The organism is Candidatus Omnitrophota bacterium, from assembly GCA_040755155.1.
GTDB lineage: Bacteria > Hinthialibacterota > Hinthialibacteria > Hinthialibacterales > Hinthialibacteraceae > JBFMBP01.
On sequence record JBFMBP010000102.1, the window covers coordinates 79039 to 104533 of the forward strand.

The window sequence follows — 25495 nt, forward strand, 5'->3', positions numbered from 1 at the left end:
ATAATAATTTAATTTTATATAAGTTTATAAGATTAAGAAAATCAACGTAATATGGCGTAATGTACAAAATAATAAAAATCTAATAGAGCCATCGGCTTCAATCGAAGCGTATATGAGAACTGGTCATACCCTAAAAAACGAAAAGCACGTCAGGTGCAAAAACAAGGGGGCGAACTTGCGTAAGTAGTCTCATACTAATTTACGATCTAATTTGAATGCAAATTTGTATCAATCCATTGTTTCTTTGACGGATGGACGAATTCTTATACGATCGACTTCGGCTGTTACAATCGCTCCTTCCAATAATTCGTTGGAGTAAAGAGATAAAATTCGCGAACACACCGCCGCTTGTTGTTTGATCGAGAGATTTACTAAACGAATAATCCCGCAATGAGGGATTCCCCATACAATGGCTAATTCCCCGAAATCTTTATCCAATGTTACCAATATGCGTTTTTGTTGACAGGCAATGGATAAGATTTCCGCGTCTCCTGGATCGTTCGTCCAATCCCCAGACCAGATAACATCGTGTCCTTGATCTATCAAGATTCCGAGAGTTCCACCCCAAACGCAAGAATCGAGCAACAATATCACGAACCCGTCTCCATGAACAGAGGTTCGATTCGTTCATGAGCCACCAAACGGCGGGCGTATACGAGACAAGCTTGAATATCTTCGCGTTCCAGCCAGGGATAGCCTTGCATGATGGTTTCGAAATCGTCGCCGGCCGCCAACATTCCCAGCACATGCTCGACGGCTAAACGACGCCCGCGAATAATGGGTTTACCGCCATAAATGTTGCTGTTAACGGTTATTCGTTCAAGCAATTTTTTTTCGTCCATTACCTTACTCCCGTTTATGATTTTTAATTTTGAATTCTGTTTTCTTGAGTTGATTTTACAATGGAAGTCAAAATTCGTAAAATCGCATCCGATTCATCGAGATAAGGTTCAATTCCATTTACGATAACCAGATATGAATCTCGTAGTAATCTCAACCAATAACTAGTATCAAAGCGAAGCGCAACCCGCCTATTCCTTTTTTCACTCCGATCTCTTCCCATGCTTTCACAACCATTCTTTTCGACGGCGCATTTGAAGGCAACGAGAAAAACAGAGAGAAACCGATGCGGGATAAACGGATTCGCCGAATGAACTTAGAGCATCGGCCAATCGGTAATCTTGGCGTGGTTGCGCAGCAATTGGATGGTTAAATACAACAAGGATAAAACAGCGCTTTGATAGAGAATATACTCTATCGTTCTTCGCGCTAGGGTTAAACGAGTAATCAGCGCCGTCATTGTCAATCCGGCGGGAATCGTCAAGCCGGAAAAGATGTCCCAGTCTATCGTCAATGGGCGGTCGGCATGCCATGCGGCGCTATAAATGAGATATCCGCCTGTCATGAAAATTAGCCATATCATAGCCGGTTCCATGCGTCCCCATGACCGCCAGGCGCCCAAGAATACGATTCCCAAAGGCAGCATTCCCGGCATCAAATAAAAATACTCGTTGAACATTTCCAGGTAATAATCGGCTCTAAAATAAACGCTCAGTGGATGAAACATAGCCCCGTCCGCTCCGCAAAAAATCACCTGATCGCTCCAAAAATGTTGGAACATCCATACAGCCTGTCCTTCGTAACGATGAAATAGAACGAATAACCAAAAAACAATCGTAAAGAAGAAAAAGCCAAAAATAAGCCAAGCGGCGTCTTCATAGAGCCTTTCCCATGATCCGCGTCGCAGCGATTTCAAAACCGGCAGCATGAGAAAAGCGGGCAGCCACCAGGCGCTTGAAAGATGTATGCAAAACAAAATCCCAAACGACAATCCCGCTCCCCACGCGGGACAACGGCCTTCCAAGTAACGCACGGTGAAAAAGAGATAAGCGGCCAGCCCCACTTGCAGCAAGGCGTAGATTTCGATATTCCCCGCGAAAACTTGCGAAAAGCCGCAAGAGCCGATCAACAAAGCCATAACGACTCCAGCGTAGGATTTGGGAACGATCCGCAGAATAACCTGGCTCATGAACCAAACGGCGGCGCAGCCGCAAAGAATCGTTAGAACGGTTATGCTAATGTAGGAATCCCAATGAAGCCATTTCATCCCTCCCCAGGCGGCCAATCGGAAAAGCAGCGTGCCCAGCGGCTCGCGCAAATAGTTGGCCCAGTTGCGGGGAATGGCGCTGTGCTTCATCCAATCGTATCCGTCGGGCGTGATATTTTGGCTTCTGACCAGCCACAAAATCATCGAGGCGATGAAAAAAAGACATAGCATCTTCTTACCGTAATACCCCCGGCGTTCCATTTCCCGATGCAATGACGACGCACCGTTCCAAACGCAAGAAAACATCTTGGGGTGCAATAACAGCAAAATGGATTGATACCAAATCGTCCGCAGCCAAACGGGAAATTGCCGCACGACGATAAAAGCCCAAAAATCGCCGCCCAACTCGTTGATGAGACAAAAACCAACAACATAAATGGAAAACAAGGCGGGAATGAAAACCAGTTTCGAACCGAAATCCGCCTGATTTTCATAGATGCGGAAAACGGTAATTGCGGAAAGAAGCATAAAGAAAGGAAAAACGAAGGCGGGAGTCGATCCGCTCTGCCCCAATCCGTTGGGTAGAAGCAGCAATATTTGGATCAATAAAAAAAAGAGATGAATGAGAAGGTCGGCTTGGAATTCAGACCTTCGAAGCTTCATTAGTCACTCGCATTTCGATCCAGCCAACGCCGGATGTCCCCGCAGAAAATCCCCCGCCGTCATCGCCTTTTTGCCTTCCGGCTGCAATTCCAATATCTCCACGATGGCGTCGGCGGCGGATACGCGGATCGTGTTGAATTCCGTCGACAAAATGGTTCCCGGTTCGCCAGGCTTCTTGGTTATGATTTCCGTTCGCAATATTTTCCAACGTTTTCCCGAATGAGCGGTATAGGCGCCAGGAACCGGATTCATGCCGCGAACTTGATTATGGATGTCGCATGCGCTGCGGTTCCAATCGATGCGGGCGTCCTCATTGGCGATCATGGGAGCGAATACGGCGTCCCCTTCAACCTGCGGAATGCGGGGAGCGATTCCTTTTTCCATGTCCAGCAACGTCTTCGCCATCAACCGCGCCCCCTTTTCCGCCAAACGCGCCGCCAAGGTTCCATAAGTATCGGTTTGCAGGATCGGCTCCCGCTCTTGGTAAATGATATCGCCATTGTCCCATCCCCCGGCAAGATAAATGGTCGTGTTCCCCGTCTCTTCGTCGCCGTTGAGAATCGGCCAGTGGATCGGCGCCGCTCCGCGATACTTGGGCAGCAGCGAGGGATGAAGATTGACGCAACCGTATTTCGGCAGCTCGCGGATATTCTGGGGAACGAAGCCGCCGTAAGCGACTACGACGATCGCGTCGGGAGCGCATGACGCCAGCCACTCGAAAACGCCGGGATGCCTTAATTTTTCCGGTTGGAGAATTTCGAGACCTCGTTCCAACGCCAATAGTTTTACGGGCGGCGCTTGAAGACGTTTTCCGCGTCCGGAAGGCCGGTCCGGTTGGCTTAATACGCCAACGATATCGATTTCCGGCGTTTCAAGAAGAACCTTCAAGGTAGGCGCGGCGAATTCGGGCGTCCCAAAGAATACGATGCGCATCATTTTGAATTTCCGGCCGCATCAAGCGGCGGCGAATTCTTGCAGTTGGCCTTCGATGGCGGCGCGTTCCGAATCGTCCAGGCGGTCGATAAACAAAACACCGTTCAAGTGATCCATCTCATGCATAATGACGCGGGCGAAAAGATCGGAGGCTTCCAATACGATTTCCTCTCCCGTTTTGGGATCGTTTCCCTTCACTTTGATCCGATCCGGACGAACGACTTCGCCTTCCACTCCCGGAATGGAGAGACAACCTTCCTTCATGATAAGACAATTCTGACTCTTCCACACGATCTTGGGATTGGCCAGTGCGATTTTCTCTCCCTCATCCTGCGTATCTACTACGATCAATTTTTTCGATAATCCCACTTGCGGCGCCGCGAGGCCGATCCCCCCCGACTCGTACATCGTTTCGAACATATCGTCGACCAGTTTCGCCAATCGATCGTCGAATTTCTTGATATAATGCGTTTTTCTCCGCAACACGTCGTCGCCATAAATTCTAATATTCAATTTCGGCATTCATCCGTTCTCCGATCGTTTTGCGATGGGCTCCTCTTAAGCTGAAAAATCGAATACCCTGACATTCTTACGAATTTTCATTCCAAATTACCGCATCCCCCCATTCTCCGATAATGATTTTATCCCCCCGCCGTCTAGGAAGCAAGAATACGCCTCCTTCTAAAACGATTTAACGAAAACGCCAATGGCCTTGCCAAGCCTGGAATGATGAAATCGTTGAATCATAATATCCCATTCAATTCCACCGACGATGTTTAGAACCAAGAAAGGAATCCCGCATTGAATCCCACTCCCAAAACCATCGCCGTCTATGGCAGCTCGGCCATTTCCCAAGACTCTCCGGAAGCGGAACGCGCCCGCCTTATGGGCCAGCGGTTGGCGGAGGCGGGCTTTCATATTTGCAACGGCGGCTATATGGGCGCGATGGAAGCGTGCAGCCTAGGCGCACGAGAAGCGGGCGGCGAAGTTATCGGCGTTACCTGCCGTTCTTTCTCCAAACGATCCCCCAATCCCTACCTGACTCAAGAAATCCTTACCGAAGACCTGCCGGACCGCATATCCACCCTGATGCGGATTGCGGACGCTTACGTAATCCTAGACGGCAACATCGGCACTCTCGCCGAGTTGTTTCTCGCCTGGAACGTCGTGGCTATGGGGTCGCAAAAACCGATCGTCATCGTAGGGGAAGCCATGCGCCAAGCCGTTTACGCCATGCAGCAATTTACGGAAGTATCCGAAAAACAGATTTCCCTATTGTCTTTCGCTTCCGGCGTCGAAGAGACAGTGGAAATTCTCCGGCAAAAATTAAACCATTAAACTCGTTGGTTCCTCGATTCTTTTCCCATTTCCAACATAAGCGCGATCACGTCCCAGCCGCGCACCCACTGGAATGATAGTCCTTACCTTCTTCGATATTTGCACTATAATTGATAAAAATTCTTTGTCCGCTTTTTTTTTATTATTCCAAATTTCATAATTTTAGAATTGCAACCTTTGGAGAAAGCGATTAAAGCGAAACCCGCCAATACTGCAAACCTGGAATGCCAAATTCCGTTGATTCATAATCTCACTAAAATCTGGTTATCATGAAATGAGTCAAGAAAAACATCGGAGAATTCGTCTCCCAATTCGATTGTTGTTAATAACAATTTATATTTATCAATTAATGGATTTATATAAATACAATTGTTAAGTAGATGGATTGGAAATGAATCGCGTTGGATTCCACACTGATTTAATATCGGATGTTTACGTCTTAGTAATTATTCTTGCCGCCATAAGGCAAAAGGGGGAGAAAAATGATTGGGATCGGCGCGAGCAACAATCCCCAGTCGGATGAAGCTGGCCGTGAAGCGGCGCAAATGGCCAACAATATGCTATCCCCAAAGGATTCGCCCGGCTGGGGTTTGGCTTTTTGCGGAGGACGGCACAATCCTCAATCCCTATTTCAAAGTATGCGCGCCTGCCTCGGCGGAGTGGAGATTGTAGGCGGAGCCGCCGCCGGAACGATTACGCATTATGGAATAGGATACAGCGGATGCGAATGCGACGTCGCTCTCTTCCCCGCTTCCATGCCGAAGCCCGCTGTTGTGGCGGCGAGCGGTCTTGAGAAAGGGGAATGGAAGGCTGGCCGCGAACTCGGCGCTCAAATAGGCGAAATCGCCAACGAAGGAGATACCATATTCCTCTTTTACGATTCCCTGCAATCCTCCCCGCCGCCTGTTTTGAATGTTGGCAGCCGGTTGCTGGATGGAATCTATGCGGAACTGCCGGATAAATCTCTCACGTTGGCGGGCGCTGGGATGATCGGCGATATTCATCTTAGCGGCAGTTTCGTCTTTGATGGACGCCAAAGCGCAAAAGGCGAAGCCGTCGCCATGGTGCTCCCTTCCGTTTTGAAAAGCCGCATCGGCATCATGCACGGCTGCCTTCCCCTTAGTTCTTTTTTGGAAATTACGAAAATCGATGGAGCCACCCTCTACGAATTCAACGGCCGCCCGGCGCTCGACGTAATCCAGGATATGTTTGGCCATCAAAGGCTTGATGTGAATTCCTTGCCGCTCTTTCTCACTCTCGGCGAAAAACACGGCGATCCTTACGCCGACTACGACGAATCCTCCTACGTCAACCGGCTAATCCTTTCCGCTGATCCCCAAGATGGATCCTTGACGCTTTTCGAAGCGGACTTCCATAAAGGAGCAAGAGTCCAAATCATGACTAGAGACAATCAAACGATGTTGGAATCCGTCCAAAAGCGCTCCCGGGAACTGATCGCTTCCCTTGACGGCAAAAATCCGGTTTTGGCTTTTTATATCGATTGCGCCGGCCGCACCCGCGCTTTCAGCGGCGCCGATAAGGAGGAAGCCAAGATTCTGCAAGAAACTTTGGGCCCCGAAATCCCATTGCTTGGTTTTTACTCGGGAGTAGAAATTGCGCCTCTCTTGGGACGAAGCCGTCCCCTCGACTGGACCGGCGTTCTTACTTTATTGACGTTGGAGGAGACATTGTGAATACCGTCGAACAAGAACGGGACTTTTATCGCCGTCAATGCGACGAATTGGGCGCGCGAATCCTGCGTCTGCAAAAAGATCAGATCGACGCCCGCCGCGACGCCCGCCGCAGCCGCACGGCGATGATTCTCACTTGCGAAACCTTCCGCCTGGCGAACCTCCGCGTCTCTATGGATGAAATCGGCAAACGTTTTCTGCAGATTTTTCTGGACGCCATGAACGCCGATTCCGCCGCCATTATGGAATATATTCCCCAAGACAATCGTTTCGCCGCCCGCTGCTCTTTGGGATTTTCTTGGCCGGCAAGCCATTTTTCTCCACCCATCCCGCCTTGCGAATTCTGTTTCGCCAATTCCGCAAGCCAGGAACATCCCTTCGCCGCATGGCTGCGCCAAATTATCCAAACGCCTTATCTGATATGGAGTTTCAATCCCCGTTCCGGATTCGCGCTGCTGGCCGGCAACGCCGCCGAGGACCAACACCTCCATCGGCCCTTCGAAGCTAACGACCGCGAAATCGTCGAAGGCGCGCTCAACGTTTTCATCGACCTCGCCGCGCGCATCCACGCCGAAAGGGCGTTGAAGAAAGCCCGCGACGAAATGGAAAGCCGCGTAGCGGAACGCACCGCCGATCTGCTGCGGGTGAACCAACTGATGGAAGCGGAAATCGCCGAGCGCAAGCGAGCCGAAGCCGCTCTCTTAAGTTCCAAATGGCAATATCGCGCCACGATCGACGCGATGGGCGATGCGATCCATGTCATTGACGCCGATTATCGGATACTTCTCGCCAATTCGACCATGCTGCAATGGAACGAGAAACTGGGCTTGGAAAAAGATATCATCGGCCGAACGGTTTTCGATATTTTCCCCTTTTTGCCGAATCGAGTCCGCGAGGAATATCAACGCGTATTCGAATCCGGAAAACCTCTCTCTACCGAAGAAACAACGAGACTCGATCGCAAAGAAATGATTACGGAAACGCGAAAAATTCCGATTCAAGAGGAGGGAAAAGTTACTCGCATCGTTACCGTCATTCGCGATATCACTGAAAAGAAAAAACTCGAAGGACGGTTGCTTCAAGCCCAGAAAATGGAAGCCGTCGGTCAACTCGCGGGCGGCGTCGCTCATGATTTCAACAATCTCCTCACGATCATCATCGGGAACGTGGCTCTGGCGGAAAAAAAAGCCTCCGCGGAAATCCATAGAAATCTCGTCAGCGCCTCTCAAGCGGCGTCCCGCGCCGAAAAACTCGTCCAGCAACTCCTGGCTTTCAGCCGGAAATCGCAAATAGAACTTAAACCTATCGCGCTGAATTCCATTATCGAAGAAGTCTATCGCCTCATGCGTGAAACGATCGACCGCCGCATTGAAATCGCTATTCAAACCGATAAATCGCTCCCCAAGGTTCTCGCCGATGGAACGCAGATGCATTCCACTTTCATGAATCTCTGTCTCAACGCCCGCGACGCCTTCGACGAATATCTTCACGATCCCGCCGCGTTTCGGCGGCCAGTGGATCGGTTTATGATTTTATTGAAAACGGAAACTACCGTGGTGGAAAACCGCTTCTGCGAAAGACACGCCTACGCGCGCCCCGGACGATTTGTCGTCGTAAGCATATCCGACAATGGGATTGGGATGGATATCGATACCCAGCATCATATTTTTGAACCTTTTTTCACTACTAAAGAAGTGGGCAAAGGCACGGGTCTTGGTTTAGCGAGCGTGTACGGGATCGTCGAACAACACGGCGGCTGGATTGACTTTTACAGCGAATATAAGAAAGGAACGACTTTCAAATTATACCTGCCTATGGTTGAAGATGAGGAAATCGAAACGGACATCGAATACTGCGAAGAAACTCGCGGCGGATCGGAAACCATTCTCCTAGTTGACGATGAGGAAATGATACTGGATTTTGGGCGAGAAATACTCGAGGAATACGGTTATACCGTTCTTCTAGCCGCCGATGGCGAGGAAGCGACGAATATTTTTCTCCAGAAATCGGATCGCATCGACCTCTTGATTCTCGATCTGTCAATGCCCCGTCTCTCAGGCCGCGAAATGTTGGAACGGCTTCAACTAGCGCTTCAAGGAAAAAAGGTAATCGTCAGCAGCGGCTACGCCGAAGAATTTCAAAGAGAAATGCTAACTCATCTGGGCGCCGCCGATTTCATAGCGAAACCTTATCAGCCCACTAGTTTAGCCCAAAAGGTGCGCCAGGTTCTCGATAAAGTTTGATGAGTACGCTTCTTTGAGAAACGCCCTCGCCCTCCGGAAGCGGGCTAGAACGAGGGAACGGATACTCAATGGCTTGGCGTCTATTCTAATCCGATTTTGCTCTTACGAGATTCCTCTCAACGATCCTACTGAAGGCCGAGTTTTAATTTGACCGTTCTCTCTTCGCCGCTGCGCTTCAGATTAAGTTCGATCTCTTCGCCGGGCGACTTGCTTTCCAATAGGCGAAGAAGATCGTCGCTGGTTTGAATTTTTTCTCCATTTAGCCCGATAATTACATCGCCGATATAGATATCTCCAGTCTCCGATTCCTGAACTCCGGTTAGACCAGCGTCCGCCGCCGGCGAATTCGGAGATACGCTTTGCACGACGGCGCCTTCCAACTTCCATTTTCGGGCGAGAGAATCCCGCAACAGCACCACGCCGATCATCGGCTTGGGAACTTTTCCCGTGGAGATAAGATGGGGAACAACGCGGTTGACGGCGTCGATAGGAACGGCGAAACCGATTCCGGCGCTGGAGCCGGATGGACTGACGATAGCCGTATTCACGCCGATGACCCGCCCGAACGAATCGATCAACGGTCCGCCGGAATTGCCGGGATTGATGGCGGCGTCAGTTTGGATGACGTCATGAATAGTCTTGTCGCCAAGCGACTTAATCGTGCGCCCTAACGCGCTGATGACGCCGGTCGTAAGCGTGGAATCGAGACCGAAGGGATTGCCGATCGCCAAGACCTTTTGCCCCACTTGCAAGTCTTTCGAAGCGCCGATCATCACCGGCGTCAATTGGTTGGAAAGCGCCTGAATGCGCACGACGGCCAGGTCGTAATCGGGATCCACGCCGACCAGAGAGGCGGGAAACGCCGTCTGATCTTGCAGCGATACAATAATCGAATCGGCGTTCTGCACGACGTGAAAATTAGTAACGATATGGCCTTTGTCGTCCCAAACGAATCCAGAACCGCTTCCTTGGGGAATTTCAAATGTGTTGAAAAAGAAACGGTCGCGCCGAATCGCCGTATTGGTGATATACGCCACCGACGGGGAGACGCGCTTGAAGACTTCGATCGTCGCCCGCTCGTCCACTCCCAATTCACCCGGCGCTGGAACGACGGGCAGCGGCGTCGCCGACGGACGCATAAAAGGACGCATCAAGGGATTGGGGATGGTCAATAAATTCAATAACGTCACGAAGAAGGCAAGAACGACCAAAACCAACACCAATCGCAGCGTCTTGGGACTAATCGAATCCATAGCGTCCTCGATCAATTGACGAACTACACGATTAAGCCGCACCGGCAAAGGCGGCGAATCGGCCCTTGTCGGTCATTGACCGTCTCGCGCGCCGCCTTTGCCGGTGTCGGCTTCAACCGCTTGTTCGGCGGCCGCGAGTTCTGGCGGATCGTAAATCAAGCGATCTCGGAATTGCTTCTGATACCGCATGAGATAAGCCACAAGTTTCGCCGGATCGTGATCGCAACTGGCCGAGATGCTATGGCGGATTTCGCGGATTTCATCGATGACTGGGTCAGGCATTGTTGAATTCATGATCGACTCCAAGTAATTCCAGCGGCGTAACAAGAGCGGGAACAAACAGACCAAGCACGGTGTTGACCCTGCGAATGTGCCCGAATTTGTTCGCGTTGGCAAGATGCGCACAGTTCCAAGTGACCAAGAAATCGCATTTGTGAAAAGACGCGACAGCCAAATGAAGGGCGTCCCCCGCGGGGTCCGCTGGCATGACTTTCTGTTGCACATAGGTCGTCGCGATGTCTGTGATCGCCGGTTCGATCGGCAACAACGGCAAGTCTCGAACCAACGACAAGCGCTCGGCACTTCGTTCGGGGACGCCCGCCGACAGTTCATTGATGACCGCTGGACTGGTTACCAAATCGTACTTGGCTGGCGCAGTGTTCCACCACAGCCGAGTCCAATCCCGCCGTGCGACAACATCCGGAGTGGTTCGCAATTCGTGGTAGAAGCTCGGAATCGAAGTTTCGACGTACACACGTGGCTTCTGCATCATTTCAGGATACCATTTGCGGCCAATTATCGAAAGACGCCGCGTTCAACGGGACGCTTCATAGGCGGAATACAAATGGATAATCCAGCCCAGCAAAACAACCCAAAGGCAAGCGGCCACAACGAAGTCGCCGATCGCCCGCCCGATGCGGCCAAGGAGCAATTGCCCAAGCCCTGGGATGAACAGCGACAGCATCGCTGGAACAAAGCCACCCTTCGATCCGCCACCGCCGCGATTGTCGATGTAGATATCGCCCATCTGGTCGTTCCTCCTGATGTTGCCGAGGAATGCGACGACGCGTGATCGCGCCGCCGAACATTATTTTATGAAATAATTATCAATAGTCTTATTTAACGATTCGCCTTTTTGACGACTTGCAAAGCGAAGGCGGGTTTGTTCGTTATGATTCCATCGGCTCCGGCATCGATGAACTTTTGCATCGTTTCTTCATCGTCGATGGTCCAGACCCACACTTTGAAGCCTTCCTTATGCGCTTTTTCGATATCCTTTGGATCGCTTTTGTTGTTGGCGCCGATGATATCCGCTCCCAAATCCTTCGCCCGCCAAATATAGGTGTTGGAAAGGCTATCCGTCAGGTAAAGCGTCTTCGCCGCCGGTTCCAGTTTTTTGGCGCGATAGACGGTCAACTCGTCGAAGCTGGCGATGACATGATTGTCCAACTCTCCCCGGCGGCGCAACAGATCGACGACGGCGTCTTCTAGAAGCAGTTGTTTGCATTCGATCATGATCCCAACGCCCGTTCCCTTCACGGCTTCTAATACTTCCTCGAACCGGGGAATTTTTTCTCCCTTATATTTTTCGCCGAAAACCTTGCTATAACCGGCGTCGAGTTTTCTCAACTCGGTGAATGTTTGTTCCCTAATCATTCCAGGGACGCTGGTCGTCCGAAACGCATCGTCGTCATGGCTGACGATTAAGACGCCGTCTTTCGACCGGTGCAGATCGAGTTCCACATAGGAAGGAGCGGGCTTTAAACTCGCTGCGCTGCGAAAGGAAGAGAGGGTGTTTTCCGGCGCCTCGCTGCTGTTCCCGCGATGAGCGATGACGATCGTTTCCCCTTGGGCGTTTTGAATGATTGCCGAAATAGAAGCCATGAAAACAACCAGAGAAAGCAAGGCAATTTTTCCTGCGCTTGAAGACATCCTTTTTTTATTCGTCATTATAATCGAACTCTCCTTCAATCCCAAACAAACATAGGATTATTTGATTTCAAAAAAAGACGTTTGATTTATTTACTTTACGCTAAGGCAGCTTTTTCACCCGCAAGGCAAAGACATCGCGATAAGTTAATTGTTGATTTCTCTTCCCAGTCTCCCAGTCTTCCAGTCCCCCCTCTCTCTTCAACGCTCTTTCTTTTTCGCGAAGGCCATGCGTTTGCTGCTGTCTCCGTTATCAATAACTTGGATTTTTTCCGTTATCTCTTGAAAAACTTCCTGGAAAAATTGCTGATGGTCAAGGTAGTCTTTCATGATGGGGAGAATTTTATCCCATAATTTCATGGATTTCGCCAGATCGTCTTGAGAGGCGGGCGTTTTTTGAGAAAGTAGATTTTGTTTTTCGCCTAATCCGTGATATTGCTTCAAGAATCCCGCATAATCCTGGGCGATGCTTTTTTCGGCGGATTTTGCAGACTCCTGAGCCGCGAGCCTCGTCATCGTCTTTTGAAGCGAAGCAATATGAGTATGTTGAAGTTTCCAGCGCAACTGGTAAATGCGCCATAATTCCCGCTGCATATCCGCGCGGCCATGACGCGCCGATTCCAGGTAAGGTTCCAGCGATTTGCGCCGGATTTCGTATTTTCTCAACGTCTCGCCATGAATCCCCCGTAACTGAGCCAGTTTTTCGTTATCCCCCTTTTCCTGAGCCTCGCGCATCACTTTAAGGACATTTTCCGCTTGCTCGAATAGCGGATCGCCGCTCTTTGTCCGATCGATTTGGCTTTCGACATTCGTCAGTTCGTCTTTAAGGGTGGTGGAACGTTGTTGGATTTTGGAAGTGGAAGCCAGGTGGTCGACCCGTTCCAGAGAATTCAAAATGTTATCCTTGGCGAGGCGATTAACCAATTCGATGGTTTGATTGATTTCGACGAAGATTTTACCGATTAGACTGTCTTCGCCATCGCGCAAAGAACGGACGATTTTTTTGGGACCGCTCAGTTCCCGTTGCCTCTCCAATTGTTCGTAAGCTTCCTGTCTTTTGATCCAACCGATTTTTCCATTGGCGTAGCGAGCGATCAGTTCGTCGGGACTGACTCCCATTTCCGCCGCTTTCGATTCGGCGAGGCTTTGGCGGAAATTTTTCAATAGTTTGTTTTTTTCCGAAGCGGAAAAATCGCTCATGCTTTTATGCCCTCATCTTCAAACTCGTTGGATCGATAACGCCATCGTCCCCTTGCGCCTCAATGGCCAATTCCTCTTAACGCCATTGGATTGATTCGCTGCCATTTATATCGACAATATCCCCTCCTCGAAAAGTATAGCACCATAAAGATTCAAAGTATAATAAACGATGCGTGTTTTCCTAACTGTAGAAGTCTCTTGCGTCCTCAAAAACCTTGATCCGTCAACTTACCCATTTTCCGCAAAAACAAAATAAACGCCTTCAGAATATCCTGATCGAATTCGCGCTTCATCTCTTTCATCATCAAATTCAAGGCGTTGAATGGCGGCATTCCATCCTTGTAGGAACGGCGGGAAGTCAAAGCGTCGTATACATCGACGACTTTGCAGATGCGCGTGGTTAAGGGTATCTGTTCGTGCTTCATTTTGGCGGGGTATCCGCTTCCATCCGCCGATTCGTGATGGTGAAGGGATATCAAGCGCGATTCGCTGGACAACGAATCGTCCGCTTCCAGCCGGTCGAATCCCTTGACGGGATGGCTGCGCATGACCTCCCATTCGTCCTTGTTGAGAGGTCCGCGTTTATTGGTCAATTCGTTAGGAATGTCGCACTTGCCTACGTCGTGAAGCAAAAGGCCGCGGCTCAAATCATGCAAATCCGCCGAAGCAGCGCCGGGCGTCAAATCCATATACAATCCCAAGCTAAGCACGCAAACGTTCATGCTATGGCTATAGGTGTAGTAGTCGTAAGAGCGCAATAGGTTCAACTCCAAAATCGACTTCGAATCGCCAACAACCAGCCGGGCCATGGAATCGCTGATATTCTTCGCCGTCGCCACGAACATTTTCATATCCGGCGGCGAATCGAACAAACTTTGCATTACCGTTGACGCAATCGCATGGAATTTTTGAGTTTTTTCCTTGACCGGCAGGTTAGGATCGTCCACGATGGCGGAAAGGTCTTGGGAAAGATATTCGTTCAATTCGTAAGAACTAGTCTTCGGTACGAATACCGGTTTTCTTCCGCCCTTGCTGAGCATCGCCAATTGCTCTTGTTTGATGGCGCTTTCTTCGTTTTTAAATAGGACGAACCGCTCCCTTCCCGGATGGTAAACATAAATGGGGAAGGACGCCATTTTGTCCACGCTTAAAAAACCGGGATCGACAGGGATATAGAGATGAGACTCTGGAGTAGAGGGAAGTGGAAATTCGTCGGCGTCGGAAGGACTATAATAAATCGATTTCTCGCGTTCCAAGGCGGCCAAAAGCTGTTACTCCTCAACGATTTTTTTGCGTTCGAGTAATGCGTCCAGATCAATCGCCATTCCTAATACAGTTTTTATTAGAGTGATTTACTCCTGTTACGCATTTCCATTTCATCGCCCTCTTGGGTGATCTTCACCCGCAAGACAGAGGGATTAATCAAGGGCAGAAACAACCTTGCCTTTGCCACCCTCCCTTTTAATCTCTCCCCAGCTTGGGGTGGGAATCCTCTTCGTTTGGCTATTTGCCTGCTCTATTTAAATAATCCGCTAAGGATCGAAACAGCGCATATCCCGGCCCGGGCGTCTCCCATTGATCTGGGTTTCCCGCCATCGCTCGGCGCCTTTCGCCCCATTCTCCTCCCCATACGGAGGGAACCTGGCGCAAAAAGAAAGCGCGTTCGGGATGAGGCATCAAGGCCGCGACGTTGCCTCTTTCGTTGCATAATCCCGCCAGATTGGCGTAGGAACCGTTGGGATTGACTGGCAATTCCGGCGCAATCTCTCCTTCGTCAGAACAGTATCGCCAAACCGTCATTTTCTTCTCTTCCAAAGATTGAAGCAATTCCGGATCGGCGCTGGTGAATCGGCCTTCGCCGTGAGAAACCGTTATGGGAATAATCTCGCCGCGCCGCCATCCGCGGGTAAACGGCGTCCGTTCGGGATCGACTTCGCAGCGCAGATTCACCCATCCGCAATGATGGCCGCGCCGCACGACGCGCCCCTGGCGCGTGATGTAATTATGGGCAAGCGCCATTTGCACTTCCCCCGGCATCAAACCCGGTAAAAGCCCCGTCTCCAAGAGAATCTGCGCCCCATTGCATATCCCTAGAACGGGTTTGCCCCGATCCGCTTGCACGGCTAATTCCTCAAGCAACGGTTCTTTGGCGGCGATAACGCCCGCCCGCACCCGGTCTTCATAGGAAAAGCCTCCAGGTACAATATAGGCGGCATAGGCAGCTAAGGCTTCGGCGGGACGATTCCAACGAAACGTCTCGGCTTGCAACCCTACGCGCTGAAGAGCTAATACCGTCTCCGATTCGCAATTGGATCCGGGAAACTGGAGAACGGCGACGATCGGCGATTCAACTGGCGGCATTCTATCGGTTTCTTCCTTCTATCAATTGTATAAATTCGTAGGATGAGTCGCATCGTTTGACCCATCAATGATTCTATTCCATATCGATGGATCGAAAAACGCGACCCATCCTACTTTTTTATATTATTCACGAAGCCAGGGTCAATCCGTATTCGCCGCGCCACGCCGAACGCATGGCTTCGACGGAAAGATTCATCATCGGCTTGCCCTTCGCATCGAATATCTCCAGAACTTTGCGATCAGTGACTTCGCCAATGATTAAGCCATCAAGTCCATATCGTTTGAACAAAGAAAGCAACGGCAACGTATTATCGGGATCGAATTCCAACAGCATCCCACTGGACTCCGAAAAAAGAAGGATATCTTCGCGCAAGGGAGATTTCAGAGGATCCAGGCGCAACTCCAATCCCAACTTACTCTTGGGATGAAGCGCCAACAGCATCTCCGCCGCCGATATCAGCAATCCTCCAGCAGAGATGTCATGCGCGGCGTAAACTAATCCTTGTTCGATGGCTTCAATCGTTCCATAAATGATTCCGCGTTCTATTTCGTAACGCACGATGGGAACTTGCGCGCCCATGACCGCGCCAATCGCCCGGGAATACTCCGAACCGCCCAGTTCGCGAAATCTCTCGCCGATCAACATTAGCCGATGACCCGCCTTCTTGCATTCCATCGTCACAGCTTTGGAAGCGTCATCAATCACGCCCAAACATGCGATGATGGGCGAAGGAGGAATGGAACGGCCGCTTGCCGACTGGTTGTATAAAGAGACGTTTCCGGAAACGAAGGGGATCGGCTCCTTCTCTTCGCCGGGACGATATAATTCTCTGGCCGCTTCCGAGATGCCCTTTACCCCCTCTTCCAACGCCCAAAAATCCTGCGGGACTTCCGGATTCCCGTAATTCAAGCAATCCGTTAATGCTCGCGGAACCGCTCCGATCGCCGCTACGTTACGCATCGCTTCCGCCACCGCCGCCGCTCCGCCCCAGAAGGGAGAAAATTCCCCATAAAAAGGGTTGCCGTCCACAGAGAGCGCCATTCCCGTTCGGCAGCCCTCCAAGGGGACGATCAAGGATGCGTCAGCCTCGCCGGGCCGGATAACGGCGCGGCCCTGAACTTCCGTATCGTAATGGCGATAGATGCTCTCCTTCGAAGCCATATTCGGATGGGACAACATCCGTAAAAACAGATCGCTTAGATCGCTGGGAAATTCGAAATCCGGCTCTTCCAGACGAAGGCTGGGCGCTTGCGCCTGGCGTTCATAGCGTATCCCCTCGACGACGAAATCGATGGGCAATTCCACAACTACTTCGCCCTGATGCCGGCAACGCATGATCGGCTCATGCAAAATTTTGCCGATGACTCTTGCGCCCGCGCCGGAACAGATGGAAGGAAGTTCCCAATCCTCGTTGTAAATCCGCAGTACATCCGGCGTGAATTCCGGCGGAACCACAAGCGCGTACCGCTCCTGCGTCTCCGCGCAAAGAATCACTTCCGGGGGAAGCCCCGCTTCGGAAACGTGAACGTCATCTACGTTGATTTCAATGCCGAATCCGCCGCTGGCCGCTATTTCCGAGGTGGCGCAGGCAATGCCTCCCGCTCCCAGGTCTTTCATTCCAATCTCGATCTCCCGCTCGCGGGCCAGGCGGCGAACTTCATGCGTCGCTTTGTAATGCAGCAGCACGTTCTTCAAAAACGGATCGGGAATCTGTACGGCGCCCTTGTTCTCTTCTTCGTCCTCCTGATCCAATGTTCCCGACGCGAACGACGCGCCGCCGAATCCCGAACGATCCGTCGGCTTGCCCACCAGGATCACGTCGTATCCCGCTCCGCCTTTGGGCGCGCGGCTGTGAACGATCTCCTCTTCGCGCAAAATACCGATGGCCACGACGTTGACTAGGCAGTTGTCGTCGAATCCTTCGTGATAGACGACGTCCCCGCCCAAATTGGGAACGCCCAGGGCGTTGCCGTATTTGTAAATGCCTTCCACGACGCCGCTGGCGATGGCGCGAGTTCTTTCCGCATATTTCCCCTTAGGATCGCCGAAGCGAAGCGGATCGGCTACGCCGATCACTGAAGCGCCCATGCAGTCCACATCGCGCACGATGCCGCCGATGCCCGTCGCCGCGCCTTCGAAAGGCAGAACCTGCGAGGGATGATTGTGGCTTTCGTGAGCGAAGACGATGCCGTAGCGCCCGCCCTCATGTTCGGCGAAAAAGACGATCCCGGCGTCTTCTTCCGGCCCTTGGATCACATGGCGCCCCGTCGTCGGGAGATATTTCTTCAATAGTCTTTTGCTGCTTTTATAGGAGCAATGCTCGCTCCACTCGATATCGAAAACGAACAATTCGGCCATCGTAGGCGCCCGCCCCAGTCTTTGCCGAATGCTTTGCGCCTCCTCCGGCGTCAAAGCCAACCCTCTCTGGGAAAGTTCTCTCTTCAACGCTTCCCGATCCGAATATTTATCGTCTGGAATGGGTTGATTCATTCAAATATCCTTCTCTATTCGATAGGCTTTGAGAAAAACCGATGGGTCGAAAAACGCAACCCATCTTACTTATCTGATGGGTCAAAAAACGTGACCCATCCTACTTCTCTATAACTAATCACTGATCGCTATTCACTGTTTATTAGGATAATCCGGCTGGAGAGAACGTTTAGAAATCGTCGTCGATGCGGGTTGGAATGTCCATCAGCGAGCGGCCGTTCAAAAAGCTGTTCTCCATCATCTCCGTCGATGATCTCATGCGGATATTGGCCAGAAGCCCTACGCCAATCATATTGCACAACATAAACGATCCGCCGTAGGAAATAAACGTGAGAGGCAAGCCCGTAACAGGCAATAATCCTGTCACCATCCCGATATTAACCAAAATATGCGTAAAGAAAATGGCGATGACTCCCGTCGCCGTCAGGCTTCCCTGCATGGTTCTCGATCCCATCGCCGTATCCAGCCCGCGCAAGAGCAAGAGCAAAAACACCCCGATGATAATGATCCCGCCCAAAAATCCCACCTGCTCTCCCATAACGGAAAAAACGAAATCGTGCTTGTATTCGGGCAGAAATCCATATTGGCTTTGCGTTCCGCGCCCTAATCCCTTGCCCCAAAATCCCCCCGATCCTAAAGCGATCTTGGATTGATAAATGTTGTGATTCGTATCTTTGATATCGAATTCGGGATTCCAATATCCAATCAATCGGCTTTTAGCATGGTTGGGAAAATGATCCCATAGTTCCTGTCCATACCCATAAATAAGAGCATAACTGAACAGGCTGATAAAAAAGAACGGAATCCATACGCTCCATTTCGTCCGAAAGACGAGAGCCATCAGAATCAGAAAACACATTAATCCAATCCATAAAAAAACATATAAAACATCATGGTTGATTCCGATAAAACATAATAAAGGAGAACAGAGAAACAACAAATAAGTATAAGGCATTCCGGCGACGAACATGACGATCAGGGCGATCGGAGCGAAAACCATCGCTCCTCCAATGTCTCCCTGCTTGACAGTCAATAGCGCAGGAACCCCGCTGATCAGCAAAGGCCAAAAGAGATCGAGAAAGCCGTTCCAATTGTCTTTTCGCTTGCCAAATAGCCAAACCAACATCAACGCCGTCGCTAATTTGGAGAATTCGGAAGGTTGAAATTGAGGAAGCCCTCCTATTTTAATCCAGGACCTCGCTCCTTTAATCTCCGGCGCCAGGGGAGTAAAACACAGCAAAAGGCCGAATATTCCCAAAGCGTAAAAGAAGGGCGCCCAACGAATCAAACTCCGGTAATCCACGAACAAAACCGCGATCAGGCATAAGAAACCTAAAATCACCCATCGCAGTTGAACGATCCACAAGTAAGACTCCTCTCCCCCCAACGTGGCGCCCCAGATCGCGATGACGCCCATCGCCGCCAACGCCATGGCCAAAGCGATTACGATATAATCCAGGCTAAACAAGATCTTGGAGTTCAACACGTCCGCGATAAACCTCTATCAATTTTTTCGCCAAGGGGGCGGCTACTTCGCCGCCGTGACCGGCGTCTTCCAAAAGGACCGTTATGACGATCTCCGGATTTTCGAAAGGGCCGAAGCAAACAAACCAGGCGTGATCCAACTCGCCGCCATGCTGCGCCGTTCCGGTCTTTCCCGCTACGGTAAATTTTTGATCTATAACGTAACGCCAGGGATTGTTGGGATCTTGGTCGTAGACCCGCCGTCCCGTCCCGCCTATGACGTCGTTGCATACTTCCCACATGGCTTTTTGGACGATGGAAAAGGTCCGCGAACTCGCTTCGATTGTTCCCGAAGGCGTAGACTGAATTTCCAAATCGGGTGTTTTCCCGTCCGAAAAATGGATTTTTTGCGCCACATGCGGTTGATTAAGCGTTCCTCGATTCGCCACGGCGCAGATCGCGGTGGAAATCTGAATGGGAGTCAGCAAGATATCTCCCTGGCCGATAGCTTGGTTGATCGTGAATCCCGGCACCCACTCCCGTTTGGTGGCGCGAGAGGGAAAAGGCCCCCACTGTTCGTTGGGAAGATCGATGTTGGTCTTATCGCCCAATCCGAAATCGATGGCGCAGGCGGCCATCCGGTCGATGCCAAGCCGTCTTCCCGCCATTTCGTAAAAATAGACGTCGCAGGACTTGCTTAACGCTTGGATCATGTCCACGGAACCATGCCCTTCCCTCTTATGGCAGCGCCAAGGTTTCGCCCTGCCGGGCAGTGAAAAACTGCCGGGACAATACACTCGTTCGCTGGGATCGACCTTCAAATCCTCCAAGAGGCCGAACATTTCGAAGACCTTGAATACGGAGCCGGGTTCGTATCGGGCGGAGATGGCCCGATGGACCAAAGGATGCGACGGATCTAAGAGATATTTGCCGTAGTGGGTAATAATATCGTTGGGATCGTAGCGCGGACTGGACGCGAGCGCGAGCAGCGAATTGTCCTTTACGTTCGTTACGACGATGACGCCGCGCGAGGCGCCGAGAATCGTTTCCGCCGCCAACTGCAATTTGTAATCCAACGAAAGTTGAACGTCGTTCCCGCTTATCGCCGGTTTGATCTCGATGGCGCTTCCATGCTGTATCTCCAATTTGTCGACGAAGATCTGATTGGTTCCATCCTGTCCGCGCAAGTATTCCTCGTATTGATATTCCACGCCGCTGATCCCCACCCGGTCTCTCGGCGAATATCCGGTGTATCTTTCTTCCTGGAGCTGCGTGGAATTGATATTGCCCGTATATCCCAAAACATGCCCGGCTAGATCGCCGTACCGGTAACGGCGGTTGGGCGTTTCCACGGTGAAGACCATCGCTTCCATGGGAAACTCGATCCGGCGCTCCTCGATGGCCACGTATTTGTCGAAGGGCGCGCGGCTCTCGATCAATACCCGTTTGTGCTTGTAATTGCTGTCACGCTTTTTCGTTTTGTAAGTGTTTTCCAGCGCCGCGTATGGTTTTTCAAGGATTTCCGACAGAATTTGCAGCGAACGGCTTACAGCCGGGGTAACGATGCGCTTTTCTCGCCGGTCGGTTGCAATGGAAATCCACACGTCCCAAAAACTGACGTCTTCGGCCATCGGACGTCCATGGCGGTCGAGAATCTTTCCCCGTTCGCTCGGAACCACTACCTCCCGCACGTAATTCACTTTCGCCAAATCTTCGAATTTCTCTTTTTGATAAACCTGGAGCGTCCATAGGCGAAAAACCAGCATGACGAATGCCGCGGCGACGACCGACAAGAGAAGGTGAAGCCGTTGATCCAGGCCGTCCGATTTCGGCGTCTGCGGATATTTTTCTGATTTCATCGGCTTATCGGTTTGCAAACAGGGTTTGCGGCGATTTTCGCGCTAAACTAATAGGTTTCGATCGCCAAGGAAACAGCATAAAACATACTCCGCTCACCACCGCTCCGGCGAGAATGTACCGTTGCGGCCAAGCGAGCGGCAAGGGATGCTCCATATTGGAAAGCCAAAAAATCGTTTCTCCGAAACGAACGAGAGCGGAAAGTAGAAATCCCAACAGCAGCCGGGAAATGGCGTATTGCACCCACAACAAAGGACGAAGCCGGGCGGTTATCATCGCCGCTAAAATAAAGAGAAAGGAGTGCATCCCGTAAAAATCCAAAAATGCGCCATCCCAAAAAAGTCCGCTGACTAAGGAGATGAAATACGCTTCGCCCAACGGCGCCGAAAGGGTGACGTAAAGAATAGCGAGCAATAGTAGATCGGGACTCCATTCGCGAGGCTGGATAAAAATCCGCACGGCGATATCGGCGAGATAGGCGGCTATAACGATCGCCCAAGATTTCATCATTCTTCACTCGTTCGCAGGGACGCCCCCCCGCGGGCGCCCACTGGCGATGACGTTCGCCCAATATTCATCATTCTTCACTGGAAAGCAAAGAAACCATTTCTTCCTTCAACGGCGTCTTCGTTACAACCCGCACAGATTGAACCGTATCGAATTTCATGGCCGGTTCCACGACTTTCAAGCCTTCAAGAGTGGCTTCGGAGATATATCCGGCAAGGATGCCGGCGGGAAAGACCATGCCCGTATTCGAAGTATAAACCGCCATCCCTGGCTCCGGTTTTCTCATCTCGTCGCCGGCGGGCACTAAATGTTCGTCCTTTAAAACCAGGGATTTTCCATCGACCCATCCCCGCAGAATGCCTTCGTACGATGTGCCTTCCACATAAACGCCAATGGCGCTTCCCGGATCTGTAATCGGCTGCACCTTTGCGTAGTGTTCCGTAATTCGTATAGTCCGCCCTACAATGGCTCTATCGACGCATACGGGCATGTTAATGTCCAATCCATCCAACTTTCCGCGATTGATGATGATATAGCGTGCCATCCGGTCGTCGCGCCCCGTCACGATGGCGGCGATGGAAGGAAACGAATCCTCCTCGGCCTGAAACAAGAGCGCTTTCCGGTACGCTTCGTGATTGCGCAATTTATAGCGCAAATCCAAATTCTCCTGCCGCAGCGTTTCCAACTCTTTCTTGACCGCCGCCAGTTCTTTTTGGGCGCGAAAACCGCCAAAAATATAATCGGCCCACCCGCCGAGAATATTCTTTCCTCCCTGCATGATGGAGATGGGTCCCGTCGTTACGCCGGCCAAGGGAAGAGAGGATGCGCCTCGGCCTCCCGAGGAATAATAAATCATCAATCCAAGCGAAATAACGATGAATACGATTCCCAGCGCTTTCGGATGGACGAAATTCCATTTCTTCTTTCTACCGTAGGAAGGCCGCGGATTGGAATTGAACATCGCCACGAGAATCCACTCCTTTCACGGGGATCGGTTTGGTTGGAAGGACAAGCGATCCTTCCTGCGTTAGATATTGTCCGTCGTTTGAATAACGGAGCGCAAACGATCCATTTCGTCCAACGCCTTCCCCGTCCCCATGACGACGCAGGTGAGAGGATCTTCCGCCACATGCACCGGCAGTCCTGTTTCGTCCGCTATCAACGATTCCAGGCCGCGCAAAAGCGACCCGCCTCCCGCCAGCATAATCCCCCGCTCCATGATGTCGGCGGCCAATTCCGGCGGCGTCTCTTCCAATGCGATTTTCACGACGTCCACGATGGCGCTGATCGGTTCCTGCAAGCATTCGCGTATTTCTTCCATGGTGATGCGCACGGTTTTCGGCAGACCGTTGATCAAATCGCGTCCTTTAATGTCGATGCTTTGCTCTTCTCCCACCTTCTTGGCGGATCCGATCCCGATCTTTATCATCTCCGCCGTGCGCTCGCCGATCATCAAGTTGTAGTTCTTTTTGATATGGGATATAATCGCCTCGTCCAACTCGTCGCCCGCCACGCGGATGGATCGGGAAACCACCAGGCCGGAGAGAGAAATAACCGCCACTTCCGTTGTTCCGCCGCCGATGTCCACAATCATGTTGCCGGATGCTTCCGCTACCGGCAGTCCCGCCCCAATCGCCGCCGCCATCGGCTCCTCGATCAGCATCACCTCGCGGGCGCCTGCGCTGATGGCGGAATCTTTCACGGCGCGCCGCTCCACGCTCGTGATGCCGGAGGGAACGCAGATCATGATCCTGGGATTCACCATCCGCGTTCGGTTGTGCACTTTATTAATGAAGTACCGCAGCATCGCTTCCGTCACTTCGAAATCGGCGATCACGCCGTCTTTCATCGGACGGATGGCTACTATATTTCCCGGCGTGCGGCCTAACATGTTTTTCGCTTCGCTTCCAACCGCCAAAACCTGGTTGGTACCCTTCACGATCGCCACCACGGAAGGCTCGCACAAAACGATTCCTTGCCCTTTAACGTAAACTAACGTATTCGCCGTCCCGAGATCGATCCCCAAATCCCTGGAAAAAAACCCTTTTATACGCGAAAAAAGCATCTATTGCTCTCCTAAAAATTCAGCGAATCCTTTGCTGTTTTTCGATAACGTCTTTCTTCATGCCGTACAGAAAGCCGTAGTATACAATCTTACTAGGATAAACCCTTTTGCCAAACCTATAAAACTCCCCCCGCCGCGCCAAGTTCAGGAGAATCTAACTCTCGAAAATCCCCTAAACTTGCGCCGCCGGAAATTTCCATTTAGAAATATTAAGCCTATTATGACAACCATTATAGAGAAAAAAAAGGAAAAAGATATTCTGAACGCGCTCCCGCAAGAAAAAAACCTTCCCCTAACCTCTCATCTTAGATATTTTCAAGCCACATATTATTATATTAAGTTACATTTCGAAATATTTTATAGCGTAATGTCTCGTATCAGTCAAGTTAACATCAATGATTGAAGACGCCATATATAAAATCGACCGCCGATCCCAACGAACAATTCGTATTCATCGTAATAGATGAGAACGGATCGGCAGGATTATTTCGATCAACCTTTACTGCCAATCGATCACATCTCCATAAAAACTTCGATAAAGAGACTTAAACCTTCTTGAAATTCTTGGATTGCGAACAGCGAAGAAAAAGATGCGCTTTTTCGTTACAATAGGAGGCGATTTTCAGTATACTACACAAAAGAATGGATGGGATGGATAACCAAAATGGATTTATTGACCTCGCTTTATGGATTTTCAATCACTCTTTATGTGTTTTCCTTCGGTCTTGCCGGCCTTTTCCTTCGCAATTCCATCCTTCGTTGCCGAAAAAATCCTATTACTCTGGAACGCCGCCGCAAGGGTAAATTCGCCCGCGACAGCGGCTTGTTGTTTAGCGCCTGGATATTCTTCTTTGCGGCTCTGGCCGTCATGAACGCCGCTATTTTCTTGCAAACCTACCGGATTTTTACCGTAGGCCGGCCCGTCGCCGAAATCTCGATTGCAAAAGCTCCCTCCAAGGACGGATTTATTCTCCATCTTAAGGAATTGGGAGAACCGATGAATAACAAGACCAAAGCGCTGGACGAGGACTATTTCATCCGAGGCGATTTATGGACCGTGCGGGGCAACATCGTGCGCTTCAAACCTACATTTAATTTTCTGGGGATGAAGCCGGTTTATCAGTTGACCCGCGTACAAGGCGATTTTTCCTTTATCGAAGACGAACGGGACGCCGATCAGCAAAACAAACGCACGTATTATTCTTTGATGGATCCTTCGCGCGAAAAATGGTGGCGTTGGATGATGAAATACAGCGATTCCATTCCTCTGGTCGAATTGACTTACGGTTCTTCCGTTACTCATGAAGCCAAAGAGGGGAGCCGGTACACCCTCACCGTACTCCCCTCCGGTTTCGCTTTGGAAAAACAAGAATAACGCAGAACTGTTTACTGTCCGGTTGCATTCTTCAGTAATTGTAGGGTGGGCTCAAAGCGAAGCGTAGCCCAACATTTC

At 50.8% G+C, this 25495-nt stretch carries 23 protein-coding genes; 5 read left to right on the plus strand and 18 right to left on the minus strand.

The window, feature by feature from the left end:
* Positions 1-228 precede the first annotated feature (228 nt).
* The 5 genes from AB1656_15475 to def form a co-directional block, all read right to left on the minus strand.
* Positions 229-594 (minus strand): DUF5615 family PIN-like protein, encoded by a 366-nt coding sequence (locus AB1656_15475; GenBank protein MEW6236783.1) that lies wholly within the window; start codon positions 592-594, stop codon positions 229-231.
* Entirely contained in the window at positions 591-842 is a 252-nt protein-coding gene (locus AB1656_15480; GenBank protein ID MEW6236784.1) for a DUF433 domain-containing protein, read from the minus strand. The genes AB1656_15475 and AB1656_15480 overlap by 4 nt, the downstream gene beginning before the upstream one ends.
* Positions 843-1156: 314 nt before the next feature.
* Positions 1157-2710 carry a hypothetical protein gene (locus tag AB1656_15485; GenBank protein MEW6236785.1) on the minus strand — a complete coding sequence of 518 codons (1554 nt, stop codon included), beginning with the start codon at positions 2708-2710 and terminating at the stop codon, positions 1157-1159.
* A 3-nt stretch (positions 2711-2713) separates the two neighbouring features.
* Complete coding sequence (gene fmt, locus AB1656_15490) at positions 2714-3646, minus strand: methionyl-tRNA formyltransferase (GenBank protein MEW6236786.1); 933 nt, start codon at positions 3644-3646, stop codon at positions 2714-2716.
* A gap of 18 nt (positions 3647-3664) precedes the next feature.
* Positions 3665-4165: a peptide deformylase gene (gene def, locus AB1656_15495; GenBank protein MEW6236787.1), complete on the minus strand. Its 501-nt coding sequence runs from the start codon at positions 4163-4165 to the stop codon at positions 3665-3667.
* 279 nt (positions 4166-4444) lie between these two features.
* Between def and AB1656_15500 the strand changes: the two genes are divergently transcribed.
* From AB1656_15500 to AB1656_15510, 3 genes are all read left to right on the plus strand, one after another.
* Complete coding sequence (locus tag AB1656_15500) at positions 4445-4981, plus strand: LOG family protein (GenBank protein ID MEW6236788.1); 537 nt, start codon at positions 4445-4447, stop codon at positions 4979-4981.
* Positions 4982-5463: 482 nt separating this feature from the next.
* The gene (locus AB1656_15505; protein MEW6236789.1) at positions 5464-6675 is read left to right on the plus strand and encodes an FIST C-terminal domain-containing protein; all 1212 of its coding nucleotides are present in this window, start codon (positions 5464-5466) and stop codon (positions 6673-6675) included.
* The gene (locus tag AB1656_15510) at positions 6672-8915 is read left to right on the plus strand and encodes a response regulator (protein MEW6236790.1); all 2244 of its coding nucleotides are present in this window, start codon (positions 6672-6674) and stop codon (positions 8913-8915) included. The genes AB1656_15505 and AB1656_15510 overlap by 4 nt, the downstream gene beginning before the upstream one ends.
* 125 nt (positions 8916-9040) lie before the next feature.
* Here the strand turns inward: AB1656_15510 and AB1656_15515 are convergent, their stop codons facing one another.
* The 3 genes from AB1656_15515 to AB1656_15525 form a co-directional block, all read right to left on the minus strand.
* The gene (locus AB1656_15515; GenBank protein ID MEW6236791.1) at positions 9041-10168 is read right to left on the minus strand and encodes a trypsin-like peptidase domain-containing protein; all 1128 of its coding nucleotides are present in this window, start codon (positions 10166-10168) and stop codon (positions 9041-9043) included.
* 72 nt (positions 10169-10240) lie between these two features.
* A complete protein-coding gene (locus AB1656_15520) occupies positions 10241-10462 on the minus strand; it encodes a hypothetical protein (protein ID MEW6236792.1) in 222 nt (73 codons plus the stop codon).
* Entirely contained in the window at positions 10443-10940 is a 498-nt protein-coding gene (locus AB1656_15525; GenBank protein ID MEW6236793.1) for a type II toxin-antitoxin system VapC family toxin, read from the minus strand. Before AB1656_15525 ends, AB1656_15520 begins: the two co-directional genes overlap by 20 nt.
* A 72-nt stretch (positions 10941-11012) precedes the next feature.
* On the opposite strand from AB1656_15525, the gene AB1656_15530 reads away from it, so the two are divergent.
* The gene (locus AB1656_15530) at positions 11013-11240 is read left to right on the plus strand and encodes a hypothetical protein (GenBank protein MEW6236794.1); all 228 of its coding nucleotides are present in this window, start codon (positions 11013-11015) and stop codon (positions 11238-11240) included.
* Between the two features lie 47 nt (positions 11241-11287).
* On the opposite strand, the gene AB1656_15535 is transcribed toward AB1656_15530, so the two are convergent.
* From AB1656_15535 to AB1656_15580, 10 genes are all read right to left on the minus strand, one after another.
* A complete protein-coding gene (locus tag AB1656_15535; protein ID MEW6236795.1) occupies positions 11288-12118 on the minus strand; it encodes a glycerophosphodiester phosphodiesterase family protein in 831 nt (276 codons plus the stop codon).
* A 180-nt stretch (positions 12119-12298) separates the two neighbouring features.
* Positions 12299-13297, minus strand: coding sequence for a hypothetical protein (locus tag AB1656_15540; protein ID MEW6236796.1), 999 nt, complete (start codon positions 13295-13297; stop codon positions 12299-12301).
* 206 nt (positions 13298-13503) lie between these two features.
* Positions 13504-14562 carry an HD-GYP domain-containing protein gene (locus tag AB1656_15545; protein MEW6236797.1) on the minus strand — a complete coding sequence of 353 codons (1059 nt, stop codon included), beginning with the start codon at positions 14560-14562 and terminating at the stop codon, positions 13504-13506.
* Positions 14563-14800: 238 nt separating this feature from the next.
* Entirely contained in the window at positions 14801-15658 is an 858-nt protein-coding gene (gene purQ, locus AB1656_15550) for a phosphoribosylformylglycinamidine synthase I (protein MEW6236798.1), read from the minus strand.
* Positions 15659-15785: 127 nt separating this feature from the next.
* Positions 15786-18149 (minus strand): phosphoribosylformylglycinamidine synthase subunit PurL, encoded by a 2364-nt coding sequence (gene purL / locus AB1656_15555; GenBank protein MEW6236799.1) that lies wholly within the window; start codon positions 18147-18149, stop codon positions 15786-15788.
* Between the two features lie 169 nt (positions 18150-18318).
* The gene (locus AB1656_15560) at positions 18319-19635 is read right to left on the minus strand and encodes an FtsW/RodA/SpoVE family cell cycle protein (protein ID MEW6236800.1); all 1317 of its coding nucleotides are present in this window, start codon (positions 19633-19635) and stop codon (positions 18319-18321) included.
* The gene (gene mrdA / locus AB1656_15565) at positions 19610-21472 is read right to left on the minus strand and encodes a penicillin-binding protein 2 (GenBank protein MEW6236801.1); all 1863 of its coding nucleotides are present in this window, start codon (positions 21470-21472) and stop codon (positions 19610-19612) included. The genes AB1656_15560 and mrdA overlap by 26 nt, the downstream gene beginning before the upstream one ends.
* Before the next feature lie 4 nt (positions 21473-21476).
* Positions 21477-21980 (minus strand): rod shape-determining protein MreD, encoded by a 504-nt coding sequence (gene mreD, locus AB1656_15570; GenBank protein ID MEW6236802.1) that lies wholly within the window; start codon positions 21978-21980, stop codon positions 21477-21479.
* Positions 21981-22047: 67 nt separating this feature from the next.
* Positions 22048-22938: a rod shape-determining protein MreC gene (gene mreC, locus AB1656_15575; GenBank protein MEW6236803.1), complete on the minus strand. Its 891-nt coding sequence runs from the start codon at positions 22936-22938 to the stop codon at positions 22048-22050.
* A 66-nt stretch (positions 22939-23004) separates the two neighbouring features.
* Positions 23005-24042 (minus strand): rod shape-determining protein, encoded by a 1038-nt coding sequence (locus tag AB1656_15580; protein MEW6236804.1) that lies wholly within the window; start codon positions 24040-24042, stop codon positions 23005-23007.
* Between the two features lie 664 nt (positions 24043-24706).
* Between AB1656_15580 and AB1656_15585 the strand changes: the two genes are divergently transcribed.
* Positions 24707-25417 (plus strand): hypothetical protein, encoded by a 711-nt coding sequence (locus AB1656_15585; protein MEW6236805.1) that lies wholly within the window; start codon positions 24707-24709, stop codon positions 25415-25417.
* Positions 25418-25495 lie beyond the last annotated feature (78 nt).